The following is a 19,697-nucleotide window of genomic DNA, read 5'->3' on the forward strand; positions in this document are numbered from 1 at the left end:
TGGTGCTGGGGCTTTTTCAATTCCTCGTCGACGCGGTCGCGATGGTCTGCGCTTCGATCCTGATGGCGATCGGAATCGGCTATCTGATCGTCATCGGCCGCTTCTGTTACGATCAGCTGCGCGGCGTGCGCGATCCCGAAGCGCCTGCCATCCCTGACACGGATCTGCCGCGGGTCGTGCTTCAGATCCCCGTTTTCAACGAGCCGCTCGTGACCGAGCAGTCGTTGCGCTGCGTCGCGCTCCTCGACTGGCCCAAGGACAGACTGCGCATCCAGCTTCTCGACGATTCGACGGACGCGACGAGCGCTCGAGCAGACGCGGTGGCGGCGGAGCTTCGCGTCGGCGGCGCCGTGATCGACCATGTGCGGCGCGCCGATCGCTCGGGCTTCAAGGCGGGCGCCTGCGCGCATGGCCTCACGCTGACGGACGAGCCCTTCATCGCAATGCTCGACGCCGACTTCCGTCCGCCGCCCAATTGGCTGAAGCGAACGGTCCCGCTTTTTCTGACCGACGATCGCATCGGCTTCGTGCAGTCGCGCTGCGAGTTCCAGAATTTCGAGAAAAACTGGCTGACGCGCGCCCAGGGCCTCGTGCAGGACGGCCATTATCTCGTCGAACAGCGCTCACGCGCGCATGCCGGCTGGCTCTTTCAATTCAACGGCACCGGCGGAATTTGGCGACGCGCGACGGTCGAGGACGCCGGCGGCTGGTCCGACTATTCGCTATGCGAAGACCTCGACCTCACCGTGCGCGCGGCGCTCCAGGGATGGCATGGGCTGTTTGTCTCGGAGCCGCCGATTCCCGGTCAGGTGCCGGAGGGAATCCGCGATTTCCGCCGCCAGCAAAGGCGATGGTCGAACGGATTCGTGCAGGTCGCGCAAAAGACCGTCCTGCCGATCTGGCGTTCGCCATGGAGCCTGACGCGCCGTGTGATGGCGATCTCGCTGATCGCTCATCAGATTTTCTTCCCCACAGCCGCCATCGGACTCATCGCCTTCTTCCTTGGCGTGATCCTGCACGGATCGCTCGCGCCCTTCGCCGGGATGTTGGAGATCATCGGACTCATGACGGTCCTGGTGGCGCTCGGCATCACGCTCCCGCCCTATCTGGCGCTCAAGCGCGGGACCCTCGCCGATTTTGTGAAAACGGTCGCGTCGATTCCGCCGCTGATGATCTATCTCGCCTTCGCCAATGGCGCGAAGATCCTCCAGACCCTGCGCGGGCGCAAATCGACGTTCAAGCGCACGCCCAAGCTCGACCATGAAGCGGCGACGCCGGTCGACGCTGAGGTGGAGTAGGGCGAAGGCCGGTCGCGCTCACTCCAGCCGCGCCGGGGCCTCGAAAGCGCCGGCGTCGGTGACGATCGTTAACGTCGCGTCGGCGGCCTTGGCGGGCGCGCTGCCGGAAAAGAGCTTAAGCTCGAAGCCCTCTCCCGCGCGCGTGCTTTCAATGAAGAGCGGCTCAGGCGCTTCGGCGAAGACGTCCTCGACCTTGCCGGGTCCAAGGTAGCGCAGCCGCCACGACCCGTCCGCGCTATTCCGCGAAACCGTAAAGCGCTTTTTGGCGTCGGCCGCGCTGAGTTTCTTTGGCACCAGGCGTTCGGCTTCGGCGATCGCCGCCGCATGAGGCGATGCGCCGGCGCGCGGCAGCTCCAGAGAAAGATCGGCGCGGCCCGGCAGGCAGATCTTGCCGCAGGAGGCGTAGTCGAGCACGAGATTGAGCGTCACCGGCGCGTTGGGATCGCGCGGCGTCACCTTCAACGGCAGGACGACGCGCGCATCATAGCCGGCGACGATGGTTCCGGCCTCGTCGATATGTTTCGGCGCCGGAAAGGACGGTTCGACCTTGGCGACATTGACCGATCTCGAGAAATCGAACGCGGGCGCCGAGCCCGACTCGCCAGGCTGGCGCCAATAGGTGATGGTTTCCGGCGCGAGCGCGATCTCGACGGCGGCGCGGTAAGCCCCGCCCTGCGGCGGGCCGGCGGACAAGAGCCGAGCGCTCGACGCCGTCCCCTTTACGATCGGAGACGCGAAGGCCGTGTTCTCCGCGAGCGACGCCGCCGGAAAGCTCTGCGCCAGCGTGACGGCTAGCGGCGCGAACAGAAAGAATTTTGAGCGCATCGTGATCCTTCGGCGCCCCCGTCCCCCAGTCAAGGCAGTCAGTTACGTGATCTGCGCCGCTTGTCCTGAGAACGCGGCGGGCGTAGCATGACCCTATGAGGGCGAGCGGAAAGAAGCAAGATTTCGCGGAGAGGGTGAGCGAGCGCCGCAGCGGGCGTCCCGACGAGCGCCGCTTTCTTGATGGCCAATTGCTGATCGCGATGCCGAGCATGTTGGATCAGCGCTTCGCACGCTCGGTAATCTATCTGTGCGCCCATTCCGAAGAAGGGGCCATGGGCATCATTGTCAACCAGCCGGCCCGTGTGCGCAATTTTCCCGATTTGCTCGTTCAGCTGCAAGTGATTGCGCCTCAGGAGCGCATCAGCCTACCGAGCCGCGCCGAAGACATCCAGGTGCTGTCCGGCGGGCCGGTGCAGACCGACCGCGGTTTCGTGCTGCATACGCCGGATTTCTTCCTCGACAATTCCACCTTGCCGATCGACGACGGCGTCTCGCTCACGGCGACGATCGACATCCTGCGCGCCATCGCCGCAGGGCGCGGCCCGGACCGCGCGCTGCTGGCGCTCGGCTATGCGGGTTGGGACCCGGGTCAGCTCGAAGAAGAGATTCAGCGTAACGGATGGCTGAATTGTCCGACCGATCCCGCTTTGCTGTTCGATCATGACCTCGAGACGAAATATGCGCGCGCGCTGCGCTCGATCGGCGTCGATCCACAACGGCTGTCGACACATGCGGGACACGCCTGAGCGTCGATTCAGAGTCGTTCGAAGGCTGGCGCATAGTCTACCGGTCCCTCCTTGGCTGGAAGCGCGCCATTAAGCGCCAGCGCCATGAAATGCGGCCCCGCATATGGCGTGTCGAAGCCGGCTGCAAGCTCCGGTCGAAATCCGAAACGACCGTAAAAGGCGCCGTCGCCCAACACAAAAATCGCGCGCCACTGGTCGTCCTGCGCACGCGCCAAGCTCCAGCGCAAAAGAGCGTTGGCGATCCCTTTTCCGCGATATGCCGCGGCGACGGCGACAGGACCGAGCCCGAGCGCCGGAAAGGGAGCGTTCATCCTGGATAGGGCGGCGTAGCCGACGATGACGCCGTTGACAGCCGCGACGCCGCCAAAGACCAGGTCGCCTTCCTTGCGCAGCGCCTCGACGAGTTCGGCCTCGCCGTATCGGTCGAAAGCCGCAACAAGCAGCCCGCGTATGGCGGAATGATCCTCCGGCGTCTCCGCGCGAAGAGTTGCGCTTTCGGTCATGGCGCGGGGTTGCTGTGGAGATGGTGGATGGCGTCAATACGCCGCTCGATTTCAGGCGTGATCCTGAGCTCCATCGACGCGAGGTCTGTTGTGAGCTGCGCCATCGTCGTCGCGCCAATGATATTCGACGTCACGAAGGGCCGGGACGTCACGAAGGCGATGGCGAGTTGCGCCGGATCGACTCCAATATCTTGCGCGAGCGTCAGATAGGCGGCGACCGCGTGTTCGACTTCCGACTTCTCATAACGCTGCGCGCGCTCAAACAGCGTCGTGCGCGCGCCGGGCGGCCGCGCGCCACCCTGATATTTGCCGGTAAGGTATCCCTGCGCGAGCGGCGAATAGGCGAGCAATCCGACGCGCTCGCGCTCAGTGAACTCAGCGAGACCGATCTCGAAGGTGCGATTGACGAGGTTGTAGGCGTTTTGAATCGAGACGACGCGCGGCCCATGGCCGAGTTCCGCAGCGCGCAGGAAGCGCGCCACGCCCCATGGCGTTTCATTGGAAAGGCCGATGTGCCGAACCTTGCCGGCTTTGACGAGCCGCGTTAGCGCTTCCAGCGTCTCTTCAATCGGGATTTCGTCGCGCTTCGTCGGCCGTCGATAGACCGTTCCGCCCGCGCCCCAAAGCGGTAGCGAACGATCCGGCCAATGCAATTGATAAAGATCGATATAATCGGTCTGTAGCCGCTTCAGCGATCCCTCGATCGCAGAGTCGATATTCTTGGCGTCGAGAACCGTTCCCACGCGCCCCGGACGCAGCCAGTTGGCGTCGCCACGGCCGGCGACTTTTGTTGCGATGATCGCCTTGTCGCGGTTCTTACGTGCGGCGAGCCAACTTCCGATGATGCGCTCGGAGGAGCCTTGAGTTTCTCGCTTCGGCGGAATGGAATAGATTTCCGCCGTGTCGATGAAATTGACGCCGCAATCGAACGCATAGTCCAGTTGCGCATGGCCTTCGGCCTCGCTGTTCTGCTGTCCCCACGTCATTGAGCCGAGACAGATGGCGGAGACGGAGAGATCGCTGTCGCCGAGTTTGCGGTATTCCACGGGGCGCGTCCCTTAACGAAGCCATTCGCTCGACTGCAGCTCGAGCCGCAATTCGAAGCTTTGGAATTGAGTGAAGATCGGCAAGAGCCATGCTTTGAACGCCGCGCGAACCACGATCGACATGCCTGGCGGCGGCTCCGTCATGAAGCGGGATAGCGACAGATCGACGTCGTCGAGCGCGCGCGCGATCGGCGCCTCAAGGCGGGGGATCACGAATTTGCCGCTCGCGGGATAGCGCGCAAGAATCGCCAAGGAGTCGCGGCCGAGCGGCGAGGCGCCGCGATTGTGAATGACGCTCATCATGAGATCCGGCCATGTGGTCTTAAGGACGAGCGCGCTGTTCGCCGCGCTCTCGGTGACATCCGTCTGAAAGAGCACGATCGGCTCAACGCCGCGCCGCCGCGCTTCTTCGAGAAAGCCGATTTCGGCGATGGTCGCGAACAGGCGCTCATAGGAGCGATGCCAGACGTCGACGATCTTCGGCGTCTCGTCAGCGACGAGCAGGCGGTCGAAGAGCGACATCTGCCCCTTGATCTCGCTGAGGTCGACGATGTGCGTCGCTTCCGGAAAGAACACTGCATAAAGCGGCTCCCGGAAATCCGTGTCGAAGCCTTCCACGCCGACATTGCGCGACAGATAATAGTCGGTCAGCAAACGCGCCGCTGTCGTCACGCCTGTTCGCGAGTGCGGCGAGCAAACGAAGAACGCAAGAGTGCGACGCGCCATGTGGTCTTCGCGGAGAGATGCGCGCCGCCGCCGCGACCCTCTATCGCCTCTTCTCGCCAACAAGATCGAGAAGGCCGACCCGTTCGAACTCGTCGGCGACGCGCGCCAGCCACGTTCGGACGTAGCCGCGCAACACGAACGAATGCTCCGCCGGCCGGCCCTGCGCGTCCTGATTGCCGATGAATGTCGAGAACGGCGTGCCGGATAGCTCGACCTGCTCGTAGGCGAGTTCGCTGAGCTTCGGGATCGTGATCTCGCCCGAGGTGACGACGTGCTCGAAATATTTCGCGTGCGTTTGTGGATCCCACTCGAAGAAGGTCGTGTCGTTGACGTGATTCTTGACCATGAAATAGTTGGCGTCCGTGACGTAGGGCGCGATTTCGGCGATCTCCTCCAGCGAAGCGATGGAGGGTCCGATCACATGCAGCAGCACGAAGCGGAATTCGCCGCCTTTCACCGCATCGAAGAAGCCGATTTCGTCGAGCGCCCCGAGCGCCGGGCTCAACCCGCCGGCGCGCACGTCGATGACGCTGACCTTGGCCTGCGACGTATTCAGCGTGTCGATGATCTTCATCTGGTCCGAGGGTTCGGTCAGATCGACGATCATCGTCTCGTCGGGGTGGAAGCGATGAAGCGTTCCTCGCGGCGTTTCGGTGTCGAACGCGCGCGTATGAATGTCATTGAGCGAAAGAAAATCGAGGATGGCTCTGGCGATCGTGGTTTTGCCGACGCCGCCCTTGTCCGCGCCAACGACGATGACCGCCGGGCGAGCGGCGGCGTTCGCGGCGGCGGCCGGAGCCTCGGCCTTACGCGGCCGGCTTTCCGGCTCCCGTTTCGCTGGCGCTTCCCTGGTGATTTTGACCGGCTTCTTAACCATGGGTGCTCCTATCGCAGGTCGCGCTGGCGCCGCTGTGCGTGAATGACAAGCGCTCAACAAACATGGTTTTTAGCGCTTGTCATGTTCTGTTTCAGCTAACTGCGGATGGCGCTCCAATTGTGACGCGCTTAAAACAACACAATGAATATGTTATTAAACGCAAGCACCACAATAAGATCGTGAATTGACATTCGTGCGGTTTGGAGGTTTATGCGTTCGAAATACAGAACGTCCGTTGCTGCTCGCTGGCGCGGACCAGGTCGGCGCGTCAAGGCATGAGCAATATCGAGAATATCGTCGCGCGGCGGCCCGCCGAATCGTCGCAGCAGAGTCTGCCGACTCTGCACGTCGAGGATCGCGACGGCGTTGTCCATGAACTCGAAGCCGTCGAAGGCTGGCGGCTGATGGAGATCTTGCGCGACCATGGCGTCGGCATGGACAACACCTGTGGCGGCGCTCTTGCATGTGCGGAGTGCCACGTCGTTCTCGACGCGGAATCGGCCCGCCGCGTGCCGCCGCCGCGCGAAGAGGAAGTCGAAAAGCTCGATGAATTGCCGATGCTTTACGAAAATTCGCGTCTCTCTTGCCAGATCATCTGGTCCGATGAGATGAGCGGCCTTCGGCTAAAGCTGGCGCAGGAAACGTAATGCCCGTCTTCAAACATCCCCAGATCCTGATCGCGTCGAATTTGACGGACGGCGAAGTGGTGTTTCTCGGCCCCTCGGGCTGGGAGCGCGACCACCGCCGCGCGCGCATCGCGCGGAAGGCCGACGAGGCGACCGCGCTCGAAGCCTTGGGCAAGTGCGACATTTCAGCCAATCGCGTGGTCGACGTCTATCTCGCCGATGTCGAGATCGGGAGCGACGGCGCGCCGACGCCGTTACATTATCGAGAGAAGATGCGCGTGAAGGGACCGAGCATTCGCCTTGATCTTGGCAAACAAGCGGGCGAGGGCGCGTTATGACGGCGGTCGATCTGCGTGTGGCGCAGCGGCCCAATGCGCCGATGACCACCTATCGTTACGATGAATATGACGCGGCTTTTGTAAGCGAACGCGTCGCGGAATTTCGCGAGCAGGTGCGCCGGCGGCTTTCCGGCGCGCTGACGGAAGAGGAGTTTCGCCCCTTCCGGCTGATGAACGGGCTCTATCTCCAGCTTCACGCCTATATGCTGCGCGTCGCTATTCCCTATGGCACGCTGACGGCGCGGCAGATGCGCCGGCTGGCCGATATCGCGGATAGGTGGGACAAGGGCTACGGCCATTTCACGACGCGCCAGAACCTCCAATACAATTGGCCCAAGCTCGTCGATACGCCGGACATTCTGGAATCGCTGGCGGAAGTCGAGATGCACGCCATCCAGACGTCGGGCAACTGCATTCGCAATGTGACGGCCGATCATTTCGCCGGCGTCGCGCCGGATGAGATCGAAGATCCGCGGCCGACCGCGGAGTTTCTCCGCCAATGGTCGAGCCTGCATTCGGAGTTCTCGTTTCTGCCGCGCAAGTTCAAGATTGCGGTGACGGGCGCCGCGCATGATCGCGCCGCGATTCTGGTGCATGACATCGGCCTGCGCATCGTGAAGAACGATGAGGGCGAGATCGGCTATCAGGTTGTGGTCGGCGGCGGACTCGGCCGTTCGCCCTTTATCGGCAAGGTCGTCGGCGAGTTCGTGCCGCGCGAGGATCTGCTCGCCTTTCTCGAGGCGATCCTGCGCGTCTATAACCGCTTCGGCAGGCGCGACAACAAATACAAGGCGCGAGTCAAAATTCTCGTCCACGAGAAGGGAATCGACGAAATCCGCGCCGCGGTCGAAGCCGAGTTCGCGGCGATGGACCGCTCGGCATTTGCTCACGATTCCGTGGAATTCGAGCGCATCGCCGCCTTTTTCGCGCCGCCGCCCTATGACTCGCTGCCGGCGACGTCCGCCTCGCTGCGCGCCGCGAAACTGGAGACGCCGGCTTTCGCAAATTTCGTCGACGTCAATGCCGGCGCGCACAAGATGCCCGGCTACGCCATCGTCACCGTTTCATTGAAGCCCATCGGCGGCGTTCCGGGCGACGCCACGTCCGAACAGATGCGCGTGCTCGCCGAGGCGAGCGAGCGCTTCGGTTTTGGCGAGCTGCGCGTCAGCCATGAGCAGAACATCATCCTGCCGCATGTGAAGCAGGACGATCTTTTCGCTCTGTGGCGCATGCTCGACGCAGCCGGTCTTGCGACGGCGAACGCCGGCCTCGTCTCCGACATCATCTCGTGCCCCGGTCTCGACTATTGCTCGCTCGCCACGGCGCGCTCGATTCCCATCGCGCAGGCGATCTCGAAGCGCTTCTCCGACATGTCCAGGCAGCGGCGCATCGGCAAGCTCGGCGTCAAGATCTCAGGCTGCATCAACGCCTGCGGCCATCACCACGTCGGCGCGATCGGCATTCTCGGCCTGGAGAAGAAGGGCCAGGAGTCCTATCAGATCACGCTCGGCGGCGACCCGACCTTCTCCGCGTCGATCGGCGAAATTCTGGGACCTGGCGTCACCGCCGAGCAGGTGCCCGACGTCGTCGAACATCTCGTCGACTACTATCTCGCCGAACGCGAGGAGGGCGAAGCCTTCATCGACACCTGGCGCCGCATCGGCCATGCGCGATTCAAAGACGTTCTGCGTCGGGAGGGCGAAGATGGCGCTGATATCTGACGGCCGCTTCATCGAGGACGCATGGCGCCGACTTGCCGACGAGGAAGCGCTGCCGAAGACGGGCAAGTTCATCGTGTCATTGCCGCGACTCGAACATGCCGTGGAGGTCCTCGGGCCGACGGCTACGTTTGGCGTGATCGTTCCGAACACGACGGAACCGTCGGCGCTCATCGCCGCCTTGCCGCGGCTCGACCTCATCTCGATCACTTTCCCGGCTTTCGCTGACGGCCGCGGCTTCTCTTTGGCGCGCCTGCTGCGGCGCGCGGAGTTTAAAGGCGAGTTGCGCGCCAGCGGGCGTCTCGTCGCCGACCAATATCCTCACGCGATCGGTTGCGGCTTTGATACGATCGAAATTCCCGACGATCTCGCCGATCGCCAGGATGAAGAACAGTGGCGCGCCGCGCTCAACGCCTATTCAATGAGCTATCAGCGCGGCTACGCCGGGCGCGGCTCGATCCTCGAAGCGCGCCGAAAGGCGGTGCGTTCATGAAGCCTTCCATCTCCGAAACGCTGGCGCCGCGACTGGCGCCGCTCGATCTCAATCATCGCTTGCTGCTCGTGCGCGCGTTCATTCCTGGCCGGATCGTCTTCACCACGAGTTTTGGCGTCGAGGATCAGCTCATCGCGCATTCGATCTTCACGCAAGGTCTCGATATCGACGTCGCGACGATCGACACCGGCCGGCTCTTTCCCGAAACCTATGAGCTGTGGGAGCGCACCGAAGCGCGCTATGCGCGGCGTATTCGCGCGGTTTACCCGCAGGCCGCGCCGCTCGAAGCGCTCATCGAGGAGCAGGGGATCAACGGCTTTTATAAGTCCGTGGACGCGCGCAAGGCCTGCTGTCATGTTCGCAAGGTTGAGCCGCTGTCGCGGCTGCTCGCGGGCGTTTCCGGCTGGGTGACGGGGCTTCGCGCGGACCAATCGCAGGCGCGCGCCGAGGCGCCGCTCATCGCCTTCGATGAGACCCATAGGGTGCTGAAGCTCAATCCGCTGGCAGATTACACGCGCGACGCGGTCGTCGCCGCGGTCGAGGAGTTTTCAGTGCCGGTCAACGATCTCCACGCCAAGGGATTTCTATCGATCGGCTGCGCGCCGTGCACGCGCGCGGTGCAGCCCGGCGAAGACGAACGCGCCGGACGCTGGTGGTGGGAAGAAGACAACAAGAAGGAATGCGGCCTTCATGTCGGCGACGACGGCGTGTTGCGACGCGGCGCGCCGCAAGAGGCGAGCCTATGACGGCGCTTGCGACACGTCCGCTCGGCCATCTCGATCGACTCGAGGCCGAGAGCATCCACATCATGCGCGAGACCGTCGCCGAGTGCGAACGGCCGGTGATGCTCTATTCGATCGGCAAGGATTCGGCGGCGATGCTGCACGTCGCCATGAAGGCCTTTTATCCCTCCAAGCCGCCGTTTCCGCTGCTCCATGTCAATACGACCTGGAAATTTCGCGAGATGATCGAGTTTCGCGATCGTCGCATGAAAGAGCTTGGCCTCGAACTCATCGAATATATCAATCCCAGAGGGGTTGAGATGAACATCAGCCCCTTCGTTCATGGCTCGAAGCTTCACACCGAGATCATGAAGACCGAGGCGCTGAAGCAGGCGCTGGACAAGTATAAATTCGACGCCGCTTTTGGCGGCGCGCGCCGCGACGAGGAAAAATCCCGCGCCAAGGAGCGCGTGCTGTCCTTTCGCACGGCGCAGCACCGCTGGGACCCGAAGAATCAGCGCCCGGAATTCTGGCGTCTCTACAATACGCGAAAGGCGCCTGGCGAGAGCCTGCGCGTCTTCCCGATGTCCAATTGGACCGAGGCGGACATCTGGGATTACGTCGCGCGCGAGAACATCCCCGTTGTTCCGCTCTATTTCGCCAAGGAGCGGCCGGTCGTGCGCCGTGGCGGCACGCTCATCATGGTCGACGACGCGCGCATGGAGCTCGCGCCCGGTGAATCCATCGAACATAAGATGGTGCGCTTCCGTACGCTCGGCTGCTATCCATTGACGGGCGGCATCGAAAGCGATGCGGCCAGTCTCGAAGAGATCATTACGGAGATGCGCGAAAGCCGCTCTTCGGAGCGTCAGGGGCGGCTCATCGACCACGACGGCTCCAGCTCCATGGAGCAAAAGAAGCAGGAAGGATATTTTTAACATGCATGGCGCCGTCGCTGCCGCATCGCCGTCGCGCGCGCCAGCGCGGTTGGTCGGCGAAAAGCCGCTCTTGCGGTTCATCACCTGCGGCTCGGTCGACGACGGCAAATCGACGCTGATCGGTCGTCTGCTCTACGACGCCGATCTTGCGCCGGACGACATTATCGCGGCGCTGGAAAGCGATTCGAAAAAGCACGGCACTCAGGGCGAAGAGCTGGATTTCGCCTTGCTCGTCGACGGGCTTGCGGCCGAGCGCGAACAGGGCATCACCATCGACGTCGCCTATCGCTATTTCGCGACCGACAGGCGCAAGTTCATCGTCGCCGACACGCCCGGCCACGAGCAATACACCCGCAACATGGCCGTCGGCGCCTCAACCGCGGAACTCGCCATTCTGCTTGTCGATGCGCGCAAGGGAATCCTGCCGCAAACGCGGCGTCACAGCGTCATCACCTCGATGTTCGGCGTCCGCCATGTCGTCGTCGCCGTCAACAAGATGGATCTCGTTGGCTACAGCGAAGAGGTGTTCCGCAAGATCGAAGCGGATTTTCATGCCTTCGCCGACCATCTTCGCTTCGCGTCCATTTACGTCGCGCCGCTCGTCGCCAAGGATGGCGATAATCTTGTTCACCACAGCGCCAATATGCCTTGGCACGATGGACCGCCGCTGCTCTCCTATCTCGAGGGCGTCGCGGTGGAGGACGCCACGCGGATCGCGCCCTTCCGCATGCCCGTGCAATGGGTGAATCGGCCCAATCTCGACTTCCGCGGCTTCTCGGGCTTCATCAGCGGCGGCAATATTCAGCCGGGCGACATCGTGCGCGTTCTGCCCTCGGGGCGCGACACGCGCGTCGCCAGGATCGTGACCTTCGACGGCGATCTCGAAAGCGCCGTTTCGGGTCAGTCGGCGACCCTCACGCTCACCGAAGAGATAGACATTTCGCGCGGCGATCTCTTGTGTTCGCCGGTCTCGCCGGCGAAGACCGGGGATCGTCTCGAAGCGAGGCTGTTGTGGCTGGTGCGTGAGCCTCTTGTCGTCGGCAAGAGCTATCTCTTGAAGCTCGGGACGAAGACTGCGCCGGCCGCCGTGACCGCGGTCGATGCGCGAATCGACATCGAAACCGGCCTGCCGCAGCCGCTGCCCGAAGGGTCGACGCTCGCCTTCAACGAGATCGGCGGCGCGCGCCTGTCGCTCGAGACCGTGATCGCCTGCGATCCCTATGGCGAGAACCGCGAAACCGGCGGATTCATTCTCATCGACCGCATCACCAATGAAACGGTCGCGGTCGGCATGGTCAAAGCCGTCGCCGCATCGAATGGCCGCGTCGCGCCGCCGCTGACGGAGCTCAGCTACGCCTCCATGGAAGGACTGCCGTTGGCGCGGGAGTCGTTTCGACCGACCCCGACGCGCAGCCTGGTGAAGGCGCTCACCTGGCTCCTGCCGGCGAGCATTTCGACGTTCCTGATCGTTTACGCCTTCGTCCAAAGCGCCGCACTCGCCGCCGAAATCACCGGCGTCGAAATGATCGCGATCTTCGCGCTCTATTATTTCCACGAACGGTTCTGGTCGCGATTAAATTTCGGACTCGCGACGGGCGAGGCGCAGGGAAGCGACGATTAGGCGCTGTGAGGGCGTCAGTGGGCTTCGTCCCAATTGGCGGCGGCGCGCGCATCGACTTTCAGCGGCACGGCGAGATGGACGGCGGGCGACGGCGCCTGCTCCATGACGCGGCGCGCGAGTTCGATCGTCGCCTCGGCTTCATCGTTTGGCGCTTCGAACACAAGCTCGTCATGCACCTGCAGAAGCATCTGCGCCGATAGTCCGGCGTGCGCGAGCGCGTCATCCATTCGTATCATCGCGCGCCTGATGATGTCCGCGGCCGCGCCCTGGATCGGCGCGTTGATCGCCGCGCGCTCATAGAAGGCGCGGTCTGACGCATTGGCCGATGAGATGCCGGGGAAGTGGTAGATGCGGCCGAAAATCGTCGAGACTTCGCCCTTCTCGCGCACCGTCTTGCGCGTTGAATCCATATAGTCCCGAATGCCGGGAAAGCGTTCGAAATAGCGTTTGATGTAGGCGCTCGCCTCTTCGCGCGGAATGCTCAGCTGATTGGCGAGGCCGAAGGCGGAAATGCCGTAGATGATGCCGAAATTGATCGCCTTGGCGCGGCGGCGCGTTTCGGGCGGCATGTCCTTGATGGGCACATTGAACATTTCGCTCGCCGTCATCGCGTGAATGTCGAGATTTTCGGCGAAGGCGCGTCTGAGCTGAGGAATGTCGGCGATATGGGCGAGCAGCCGCAACTCGATCTGCGAATAATCCGCAGAGATCAGCACATGGCCGGGCGCCGAGACAAAGGCCTTGCGGATTTTGCGGCCGGCCTCATTGCGCACGGGAATGTTCTGCAGATTCGGCTCGGATGAAGAGAGCCGTCCCGTCGTCGTGGCGGCGAGCGCATAGCTCGTGTGCACGCGACCGGTCTCGGCATTGATATAGCCGGGCAGGGCGTCGGCGTAGGTGCTCTTGAGCTTGGAGAGCTGTCGCCAATCGAGAATGTGGCGCGAAAAATCATTGCCGGCGACGGCGAGGTCTTCGAGAACGCTTGCGGAAGTCGACCAGGCGCCCGTCGCGGTTTTTTTTGCGCCCGGCAGCCCCATCTTGCCGAAAAGAATGTCGCCCAACTGCTTGGGCGAGCCAAGGTTGAAACTCTCGCCGGCAAGTTCGAAGATCTCGGCCTCGAGACGCGCCATGTCCTGCGCAAATTCGCCCGAGAGCCGCGACAGGGTCGCGCGCTCGACCATGACGCCCCTTCGCTCCATGCGCGCGAGCGTCGCGACCATCGGCCGCTCCAAGGTCTCGTAGACCGTGGTCATGCGCTCGGCCAAGAGCCGCGGTTTCAGCACGCGCCAAAGGCGTAAGGCGACATCCGCCCGTTCCGCAGCGTATTCCGTCGCCGCTGTGAGCGCAGCGCGGGCAAAGCCGAGAAAATTGCGGCCCGCGCCGGCGACGGAGGCGAAGGTCAGAGCGTCATGGCCGCAATAGTTGCGCGCCAGCTCTTCGAGACGATGATCGCCACGTCCAGAGTCCAGCGCGTAGGACATGAGCATGGCGTCGTCGATCGGCGCGACGTCGATTCCGTAGCGCGAAAGAACCAGCAGATCATGCTTCATATTATGCGCGATCTTGAGGATCGAGGCGTCCTCAAACAACGGCTTTAATCGCGCCAGAGCCGCGTCGAGCGGGATCTGCCCCTCGACCAAATCGGCGCCGGAAAAAAGGTCGGCCGAGTCGCCAGAGCGATGCTGTAGCGGAATATAGCAGGCGCGTCCCGGCGCGGTCGCCAGCGAGACGCCGATGAGTTCGCAACGCATCGGGTCCGGCAAGGTCGTTTCGACATTGATCGCGACGAGTCCTACGCCAACGGCTTCCGTGATCCAATCATCCAGACGCTCGGCCGAGCTGACCGTCTCATAAGTAGAGCGGTCGATCTTGACCGCCTTTGCTTCGATGAGACGCGCCGCGACGAGGTTCGCGGGCGTGAGCGCGTCGCTCGTCGGTTTCTCGGCGCGGTTCGGCGCTTCAGAAGCGGGCGGCGCGATCTCGGACAATTCGCCGTTGCGCCCGCGCCAGCCGGCGGCGCCGACAAAACCGGGATCCGGCTCGATATCCTGCGCCTGGACCCCATACATCTCGGCGACGCGGCGAGTGATCGTCGTGAACTCCATCGCCTGCAGAAACGCGATGAGCTTCGCCGCGTCCGGCTGATGAAGGCCAAGCTCTTCGAGTGGTGTTTGGAGCGGCGCGTCGCGCACGAGTTCGCAGAGCTTCTTCGAGAGAAGGATGCGCGCGACCGCATCCGGCTCGGTCAGCGCCTCGCGGCGCTTGGGCTGCTTGATGCCCGACGCCTGGGCGAGCAGCGTTTCAAGATCGCCATATTCGTTGATGAGCTGAGCGGCGGTCTTGACGCCGATGCCTTTTGCGCCCGGCACATTGTCGGTCGAATCGCCCGCGAGCGCCTGCACGTCGACAACCTTGTCCGGCGGAACGCCGAAATAGTCGACGACCTCGGCTTCGCCGATGAGGCGTTCTTCGCGCGCGCCTTTCGTTCCAGCCGTCCCCGAGGCGGGGTCGTACATTCTGACGCCGGGACCGACGAGTTGCATCAGATCCTTGTCGGCCGAGACGATCAGCACGTCCGCGCCCTTGGCCTGCGCCTGCGTCGCATAGGTGGCGATGAGATCGTCGGCCTCGTAGACGTCCTGTTCGATCGGGGTGAGGCCGAAAGCGCGCACGACGGCGCGCATCAGCGGGAATTGCGGAATGAGATCGTCCGGCGGTTCGGAGCGATGCGCCTTGTAGTCGGGATAGAGGTCCTTTCGGAAGGAATGCTCGCTCTTGTCGAAGATGATGGCGAGATGCGTGGGCTTCACGCCGGCCGCGCCTTCGCGCACGAACTGCAACAGCTTCGTGCAGAACAGCCGCACGGCGCCGGTCGGCAGCCGGTCGGAGCGATAGTTGTATTTCGCATCCTGTCGGATCGACTGGAAATAGGCGCGAAAGACGAAGGAGGAGCCGTCAACGAGGAAGATGTGGCTCCCGGGGCCGACGGGCTTATGTGTGAGGGTCATGCGCCTATCTTAGCGGCGCGCGCGCGCCGCGTCATGACGTGGGCGCCTGAAACCGCCGTTTGACCCTCGCCGGCGCCAAGCCTAGAAGATCGCATGTCCCACAACAGTTTCGGCCATCTTTTCCGCGTCACCACCTTCGGCGAGAGCCACGGGCCGGCGCTCGGCGCGATCGTTGACGGATGTCCGCCGAACATCCCGCTGGAAGCGCAGGAGATCCAGGGCTTTCTGGACAAGCGCAAGCCGGGACAGTCGCGCTTCACCACGCAGCGGCGGGAGGCCGATGAGGTAAAGATTCTTTCGGGCGTTTTTTCCGACGGCGATGGCCGACAGGTGACGACCGGAACGCCGATCGCGCTCATGATCGAAAATACCGACCAGCGCTCCAAGGACTATGGCGAGATCGCCGACAAATATCGGCCCGGCCACGCCGATTACGTCTACGACGCGAAATATGGCGTCCGGGATTACCGCGGCGGCGGGCGCTCCTCGGCGCGGGAAACCGCGGCGCGAGTCGCCGCCGGGGCGGTCGCGCGCAAAGTGATCGCCGGCGTGACGATTCGTGGCGCGTTGGTGCAGGTGGGCCCGCACAGGATCGACCGCGCGAATTTCGATTGGGACGAGGTGGAGCGCAATCCGCTCTTTTGCCCCGACGCCCGCGCGGCGGAATCATGGGCGGATTATCTCGATAACGTGCGCAAGGACGGCTCCTCCATTGGCGCGGTGATCGAGATTGTCGCGGAAGGCGTTCCGGTCGGCTGGGGCGCGCCGATTTATGGCAAGCTCGACGCCGACCTCGCTGCGGCGATGATGTCGATAAATGCAGTGAAGGGCGTCGAGATCGGCGCCGGATTCGCCGCGGCCGAACTCACCGGCGAAGACAACGCCGACGAGATGCGCGCCGGACAAAACGGACCGGAGTTTTTGTCGAACAACGCCGGCGGCGTGCTCGGCGGCATTTCGACAGGCCAGCCAGTCGTCGTGCGCGTCGCAGTGAAGCCGACATCCTCAATTCTGACGCCGCGCCGCACGATCGATCGCTTCGGCAAAGAGACTGAGATTGTTACGAAAGGCCGTCACGATCCCTGCGTCGGCATTCGCGCCGTTCCGGTGGGCGAAGCGATGATGGCTTGCGTGCTCGCCGATCATTTCCTGCGCCATCGCGGGCAGGTGGGGTGACGGCCGCGTCGCGGGGCTGATCGCGAGTTGCCGCGAGTCGACTCATCCCGTCAACGCCACGCGTTCGTGACCGAGGTCAGGTTCGCCGCAACGCTCCAATATTCTTTGGCGGGCGGCGTCGCGCAACGCGATCGCCGCTTGGAAATCGTCGCCCTCGGGCGCGATCGGCGCGCCGATATGCACGGCGATCGGGCCTCGCCTGAACAGCCATGAATCGCTGCGCAAAATCGAGCGCGTGCCGCGTATGGTGATAGGCACAATTGGAAGCCCCAACTGCACGGCGCTGGAAAACGCGCCGATATGAAACCCCAGCAGTCCCGGCATTCGCGAAAAGGTGCCCTCCGGAAACCAGACCAGACGCACGCCGGCGCGCGCCGACTTCAAGGCTTCCCTGGCGTCGGCAACGCCGCCTGCCGGATCAGAGCGGCGAACGAAAATGGCGCCGAGTCGCCGCAAGAAGGGACCGGCGACGCGCTGATGGGCAAGCTCTTCCTTCGCAATGAAGGAGAGCTCTCCAGCACAGACGGCGACCAGCACTGCGCTGTCTAGATAGCTGGAATGATTGGCGACGAGGATCGCATTGTCTTGCGGGAGCAGCGCGTCGCGCGTGACCGAGAGGGGGCATCCGATCATGCGAAAAAACGATCGAGCCGCCGCGCTGACAAGGCGGTGACGCCATGACCGCTTTGGCGTCGCCAGCACGCATGGCCACACGCAAACGCCAATGAACGCCAGCACGCTCCATGCGTAGCCGTTGTATGCCGAGGTCGCGAGGTTGGCCAGGGCTTTGCGCAGCCAGGGCCCGGCGCCCGATAGGGCGAGGCGGACAAGCTGCAATTGTGGGCTCTCGCTTTTTACGCGCAGCCGGCCGGATTCGAACATGGCGCGCGCCGCCGAGCGTCGTATCTTGCCGCTCGACGTTTTCGGGATGGTGTGCGGTGGAACGAGAACGACTTCATCCGGCGCGAGATCAAGCAAGGCTTGGGACGCCTCGACGACCATTTTGCGCAGCGATTCCCGCCTCGCGTCTTCGGTCAGGCGCGTTTCGGCCAAAACGATGAGTCGTTCCGTCCCGGCGCGCGCGTCGAGCGCGGGAAACACCGCGACGCAGCCTTTTCTCGTCCCTTCAAGCGACCCGACAGCCTCTTCGAGCTCCTGCGGATAGATGTTGCGCCCCGCGCGCTTGATCAAATCCTTGATGCGGCCGGTGACGAAAACGTCACCACCGGCGACATAGCCGCGGTCGCCCGTCTCGAGCCAATCGCCGTCGAACAGCGCGCGAGTCTTTTCCGGATTTTGGAAATATCCTCGCGTTGCAGATGGCCCGCGAAACTGGATGCGTCCCTCCTGGCGTTCAGGCAATTCGCGACTGGAGTCATCGACGATGCGGATCTCGTGATGCGGGAGAGGGCGCCCGCAGGCCACCAAGGAAATGACATCCTCGCCGCTGGGGTCCGCCACGCGCGCCACGCTGTCCCGATCGAGCGCTTTCCGATCGACGCGATCGATGAGCGGTCCTCTGCCGAGCGGCGGAAAGGCGAGCCCCACCGCATTTTCCGCGAGGCCGTAGACGGGAGTCATCATCTGTTGCTGAAAGCCATAAGCTGAAAACCGTTGGACAAAACGCGCAATTGACGTCGGGCTCACCGGTTCGGCGCCGTTCATGATCGCGCGCAGCGAAGAAAGATCGAGATTGGCGATCTTCGTATCGTCGATGGCCTTCAGGCAGAGTTCGTAAGCAAAATTCGGCGCCGCCGAGATCGTCGCTTTGTGAGCGTCGATCGCCCACAGCCAGCGGGCCGGATCAACGAGAAAAGACAGCGGCGACATGATCAGCGCAGGCGCTCCATAGTAGAGACTGCCCAGCCAGCAACCGATCAGCCCCATGTCGTGATAGAGCGGCAGCCAACTGACGACCCTATCCGCCGACGAGGCCTTCAACACGGCGCCCATGGCGCGAATATTGGCGAGAAGATTGGCGTGCGACAGCACGACGCCCTTAGGGTCGCCTGTGCTGCCTGAGGTGTATTGAATGAGCGCTGTCGCGTCGGGCGGCGCCGGCAATGGAGAGGGCAAAGGCGCCGCAGTGCTCAGCTCAGGAATCGTAACAATGTGCTGAAGCGCGCCGACCAGCCCGTAGAGCAAGCGTCCGACAATTCTGATCTCGTCGTTCGTGATCAGCGCACAGGCCTCGGCGTTCGACAATATGCCGGCTTGGCGGCGCAGATGATCCTCGATCTGTGACAAGCGAAATGGCGGGTAAATCGGAACGGGAACAGCGCCGCAGAACAAAACCGCGAAAAAGGCGACGAAGAAATCACGGCTCGTCGGCAGCATGATCGCGATGCGATCGCCAGAGCCAACGCCTCGTTCGATGAGGCCGCCAGCTGCGGCCCGGGCGGCGTGATAGAGGTCGTGATACGTCAGAGGCTCCGGAGGCCCTTCAGCGCGCCAAAGCAGAACATTTTCGCGCGCGCCATGCCGCTTTGCGTGTTGAGCCAGCGCCTCGACCAGCGTTTTGGCCTCGAGCGGTTCGTCCACAGACTCGAGCGAAAAACGGGGAGCTGGACGAGGCGCCGCAGGGGCGACCGCGGCGCCGGCCGCGAGAACGGCGTTGAGGAGATCGCGGGGCCGGCTGACCTCTCCGAGGAGCCGTTCAGAGAGCTGCACCTTGAATTTGCGGTTGAGCCGCAGCAACAGCTCGGCGCGGGTCAGGCTATCCAGCGCCAAATCGCGATCGAGGTCGCTGTCGAGCTGCACGAGACGCGACTCGACCATATCCGGATGCAACTCGATGACGAGACCGCGGACGACCTCAAGAACGATCTCCTGGGGGTCTTCCACGGGGCGCATCGACGCCCGCTCAGGGCCTGATTTCGCCTCCGGCATAGCTTTTCCACTCGTGCGGCGCATAACGCGTCACCCGATAGAACTATGGTCGCGCCTGCGACTCGGCGAGTCTGCCCGGCGGAACATCGTGTCAACCCGGAAGGCCGATCGAAGGTCGCGCGCCCCTGCACAGTGACGGCAAAGCTG

General features: G+C 63.3%; 17 protein-coding genes. 10 read left to right on the top strand and 7 right to left on the bottom strand.

Annotated elements, in window-relative coordinates; translation table 11 throughout:
* The first annotated feature begins 2 nt into the window (after positions 1-2).
* Positions 3-1,298, top strand: a complete 1,296-nt coding sequence (locus IYW40_RS19995) for a glycosyltransferase family 2 protein (RefSeq protein WP_196401974.1) — start codon at positions 3-5, stop codon at positions 1,296-1,298.
* A gap of 18 nt (positions 1,299-1,316) precedes the next feature.
* On the opposite strand, the gene IYW40_RS20000 is transcribed toward IYW40_RS19995, so the two are convergent.
* Positions 1,317-2,123, bottom strand: coding sequence for a protein-disulfide reductase DsbD domain-containing protein (locus tag IYW40_RS20000; RefSeq protein WP_175092680.1), 807 nt, complete (start codon positions 2,121-2,123; stop codon positions 1,317-1,319).
* Between the two features lie 95 nt (positions 2,124-2,218).
* Here IYW40_RS20000 and IYW40_RS20005 point away from each other — a divergent pair, with 95 nt between their 5' ends.
* Entirely contained in the window at positions 2,219-2,869 is a 651-nt protein-coding gene (locus IYW40_RS20005; protein WP_196401975.1) for a YqgE/AlgH family protein, read from the top strand.
* Between the two features lie 8 nt (positions 2,870-2,877).
* On the opposite strand, the gene IYW40_RS20010 is transcribed toward IYW40_RS20005, so the two are convergent.
* Genes IYW40_RS20010 through IYW40_RS20025 form a run of 4 tightly spaced genes read right to left on the bottom strand, consistent with a single transcriptional unit; the run spans position 2,878 to position 6,021 of the window.
* Complete coding sequence (locus IYW40_RS20010) at positions 2,878-3,372, bottom strand: N-acetyltransferase (RefSeq protein WP_196401976.1); 495 nt, start codon at positions 3,370-3,372, stop codon at positions 2,878-2,880.
* On the bottom strand, positions 3,369-4,418 hold the full coding sequence (locus tag IYW40_RS20015) for an aldo/keto reductase (RefSeq protein ID WP_196401977.1): 1,050 nt from the start codon (positions 4,416-4,418) through the stop codon (positions 3,369-3,371). The genes IYW40_RS20010 and IYW40_RS20015 overlap by 4 nt, the downstream gene beginning before the upstream one ends.
* 12 nt (positions 4,419-4,430) lie before the next feature.
* Positions 4,431-5,144, bottom strand: a complete 714-nt coding sequence (locus IYW40_RS20020) for a hypothetical protein (protein WP_196401978.1) — start codon at positions 5,142-5,144, stop codon at positions 4,431-4,433.
* A gap of 40 nt (positions 5,145-5,184) precedes the next feature.
* Positions 5,185-6,021, bottom strand: coding sequence for a hypothetical protein (locus IYW40_RS20025; protein WP_196401979.1), 837 nt, complete (start codon positions 6,019-6,021; stop codon positions 5,185-5,187).
* A 275-nt stretch (positions 6,022-6,296) separates the two neighbouring features.
* On the opposite strand from IYW40_RS20025, the gene IYW40_RS20030 reads away from it, so the two are divergent.
* The 7 genes from IYW40_RS20030 to cysN are packed head-to-tail and all read left to right on the top strand — an operon-like array spanning position 6,297 to position 12,477.
* A complete protein-coding gene (locus IYW40_RS20030) occupies positions 6,297-6,668 on the top strand; it encodes a 2Fe-2S iron-sulfur cluster-binding protein (RefSeq protein WP_124738714.1) in 372 nt (123 codons plus the stop codon).
* On the top strand, positions 6,668-6,985 hold the full coding sequence (locus tag IYW40_RS20035; protein WP_196401980.1) for a DUF2849 domain-containing protein: 318 nt from the start codon (positions 6,668-6,670) through the stop codon (positions 6,983-6,985). Before IYW40_RS20030 ends, IYW40_RS20035 begins: the two co-directional genes overlap by 1 nt.
* Complete coding sequence (locus IYW40_RS20040) at positions 6,982-8,706, top strand: nitrite/sulfite reductase (protein ID WP_196401981.1); 1,725 nt, start codon at positions 6,982-6,984, stop codon at positions 8,704-8,706. Before IYW40_RS20035 ends, IYW40_RS20040 begins: the two co-directional genes overlap by 4 nt.
* Positions 8,690-9,196, top strand: a complete 507-nt coding sequence (locus tag IYW40_RS20045) for a DUF934 domain-containing protein (RefSeq protein WP_196401982.1) — start codon at positions 8,690-8,692, stop codon at positions 9,194-9,196. Before IYW40_RS20040 ends, IYW40_RS20045 begins: the two co-directional genes overlap by 17 nt.
* Positions 9,193-9,942 (top strand): phosphoadenylyl-sulfate reductase, encoded by a 750-nt coding sequence (locus tag IYW40_RS20050; RefSeq protein ID WP_196401983.1) that lies wholly within the window; start codon positions 9,193-9,195, stop codon positions 9,940-9,942. The genes IYW40_RS20045 and IYW40_RS20050 overlap by 4 nt, the downstream gene beginning before the upstream one ends.
* Positions 9,939-10,856: a sulfate adenylyltransferase subunit CysD gene (gene cysD, locus IYW40_RS20055; protein ID WP_196401984.1), complete on the top strand. Its 918-nt coding sequence runs from the start codon at positions 9,939-9,941 to the stop codon at positions 10,854-10,856. The genes IYW40_RS20050 and cysD overlap by 4 nt, the downstream gene beginning before the upstream one ends.
* Before the next feature lies 1 nt (position 10,857).
* Positions 10,858-12,477 (top strand): sulfate adenylyltransferase subunit CysN, encoded by a 1,620-nt coding sequence (gene cysN, locus IYW40_RS20060; protein ID WP_196401985.1) that lies wholly within the window; start codon positions 10,858-10,860, stop codon positions 12,475-12,477.
* Positions 12,478-12,491: 14 nt separating this feature from the next.
* On the opposite strand, the gene polA is transcribed toward cysN, so the two are convergent.
* Entirely contained in the window at positions 12,492-15,485 is a 2,994-nt protein-coding gene (gene polA / locus IYW40_RS20065) for a DNA polymerase I (protein ID WP_196401986.1), read from the bottom strand.
* A 93-nt stretch (positions 15,486-15,578) separates the two neighbouring features.
* Between polA and aroC the strand changes: the two genes are divergently transcribed.
* On the top strand, positions 15,579-16,661 hold the full coding sequence (gene aroC / locus IYW40_RS20070) for a chorismate synthase (protein ID WP_196401987.1): 1,083 nt from the start codon (positions 15,579-15,581) through the stop codon (positions 16,659-16,661).
* A gap of 42 nt (positions 16,662-16,703) precedes the next feature.
* Here the strand turns inward: aroC and IYW40_RS20075 are convergent, their stop codons facing one another.
* On the bottom strand, positions 16,704-19,550 hold the full coding sequence (locus tag IYW40_RS20075; RefSeq protein ID WP_196401988.1) for an AMP-binding protein: 2,847 nt from the start codon (positions 19,548-19,550) through the stop codon (positions 16,704-16,706).
* Positions 19,551-19,697 lie beyond the last annotated feature (147 nt).

The sequence above is a fragment of the Methylocystis sp. H4A genome (assembly GCF_015709545.1).
Taxonomy (GTDB): Bacteria; Pseudomonadota; Alphaproteobacteria; order Rhizobiales; family Beijerinckiaceae; genus Methylocystis; species Methylocystis silviterrae.

Bases quoted from the DNA above. Each gene is read 5' to 3' on its own strand.
- IYW40_RS20000 (WP_175092680.1), bottom strand. From the start codon at position 2,123: ATGCGCTCAAAATTCTTTCTGTTCGCGCCGCTAGCCGTCACGCTGGCG.
- IYW40_RS20005 (WP_196401975.1), top strand. From the start codon at position 2,219: ATGAGGGCGAGCGGAAAGAAGCAAGATTTCGCGGAGAGGGTGAGCGAG.
- IYW40_RS20010 (WP_196401976.1), bottom strand. From the start codon at position 3,372: ATGACCGAAAGCGCAACTCTTCGCGCGGAGACGCCGGAGGATCATTCC.
- IYW40_RS20020 (WP_196401978.1), bottom strand. From the start codon at position 5,144: ATGGCGCGTCGCACTCTTGCGTTCTTCGTTTGCTCGCCGCACTCGCGA.
- IYW40_RS20025 (WP_196401979.1), bottom strand. From the start codon at position 6,021: ATGGTTAAGAAGCCGGTCAAAATCACCAGGGAAGCGCCAGCGAAACGG.
- IYW40_RS20030 (WP_124738714.1), top strand. From the start codon at position 6,297: ATGAGCAATATCGAGAATATCGTCGCGCGGCGGCCCGCCGAATCGTCG.
- IYW40_RS20035 (WP_196401980.1), top strand. From the start codon at position 6,668: ATGCCCGTCTTCAAACATCCCCAGATCCTGATCGCGTCGAATTTGACG.
- IYW40_RS20040 (WP_196401981.1), top strand. From the start codon at position 6,982: ATGACGGCGGTCGATCTGCGTGTGGCGCAGCGGCCCAATGCGCCGATG.
- IYW40_RS20045 (WP_196401982.1), top strand. From the start codon at position 8,690: ATGGCGCTGATATCTGACGGCCGCTTCATCGAGGACGCATGGCGCCGA.
- IYW40_RS20050 (WP_196401983.1), top strand. From the start codon at position 9,193: ATGAAGCCTTCCATCTCCGAAACGCTGGCGCCGCGACTGGCGCCGCTC.
- cysD (WP_196401984.1), top strand. From the start codon at position 9,939: ATGACGGCGCTTGCGACACGTCCGCTCGGCCATCTCGATCGACTCGAG.
- cysN (WP_196401985.1), top strand. From the start codon at position 10,858: ATGCATGGCGCCGTCGCTGCCGCATCGCCGTCGCGCGCGCCAGCGCGG.
- polA (WP_196401986.1), bottom strand. From the start codon at position 15,485: ATGACCCTCACACATAAGCCCGTCGGCCCCGGGAGCCACATCTTCCTC.
- aroC (WP_196401987.1), top strand. From the start codon at position 15,579: ATGTCCCACAACAGTTTCGGCCATCTTTTCCGCGTCACCACCTTCGGC.
- IYW40_RS20075 (WP_196401988.1), bottom strand. From the start codon at position 19,550: ATGCCGGAGGCGAAATCAGGCCCTGAGCGGGCGTCGATGCGCCCCGTG.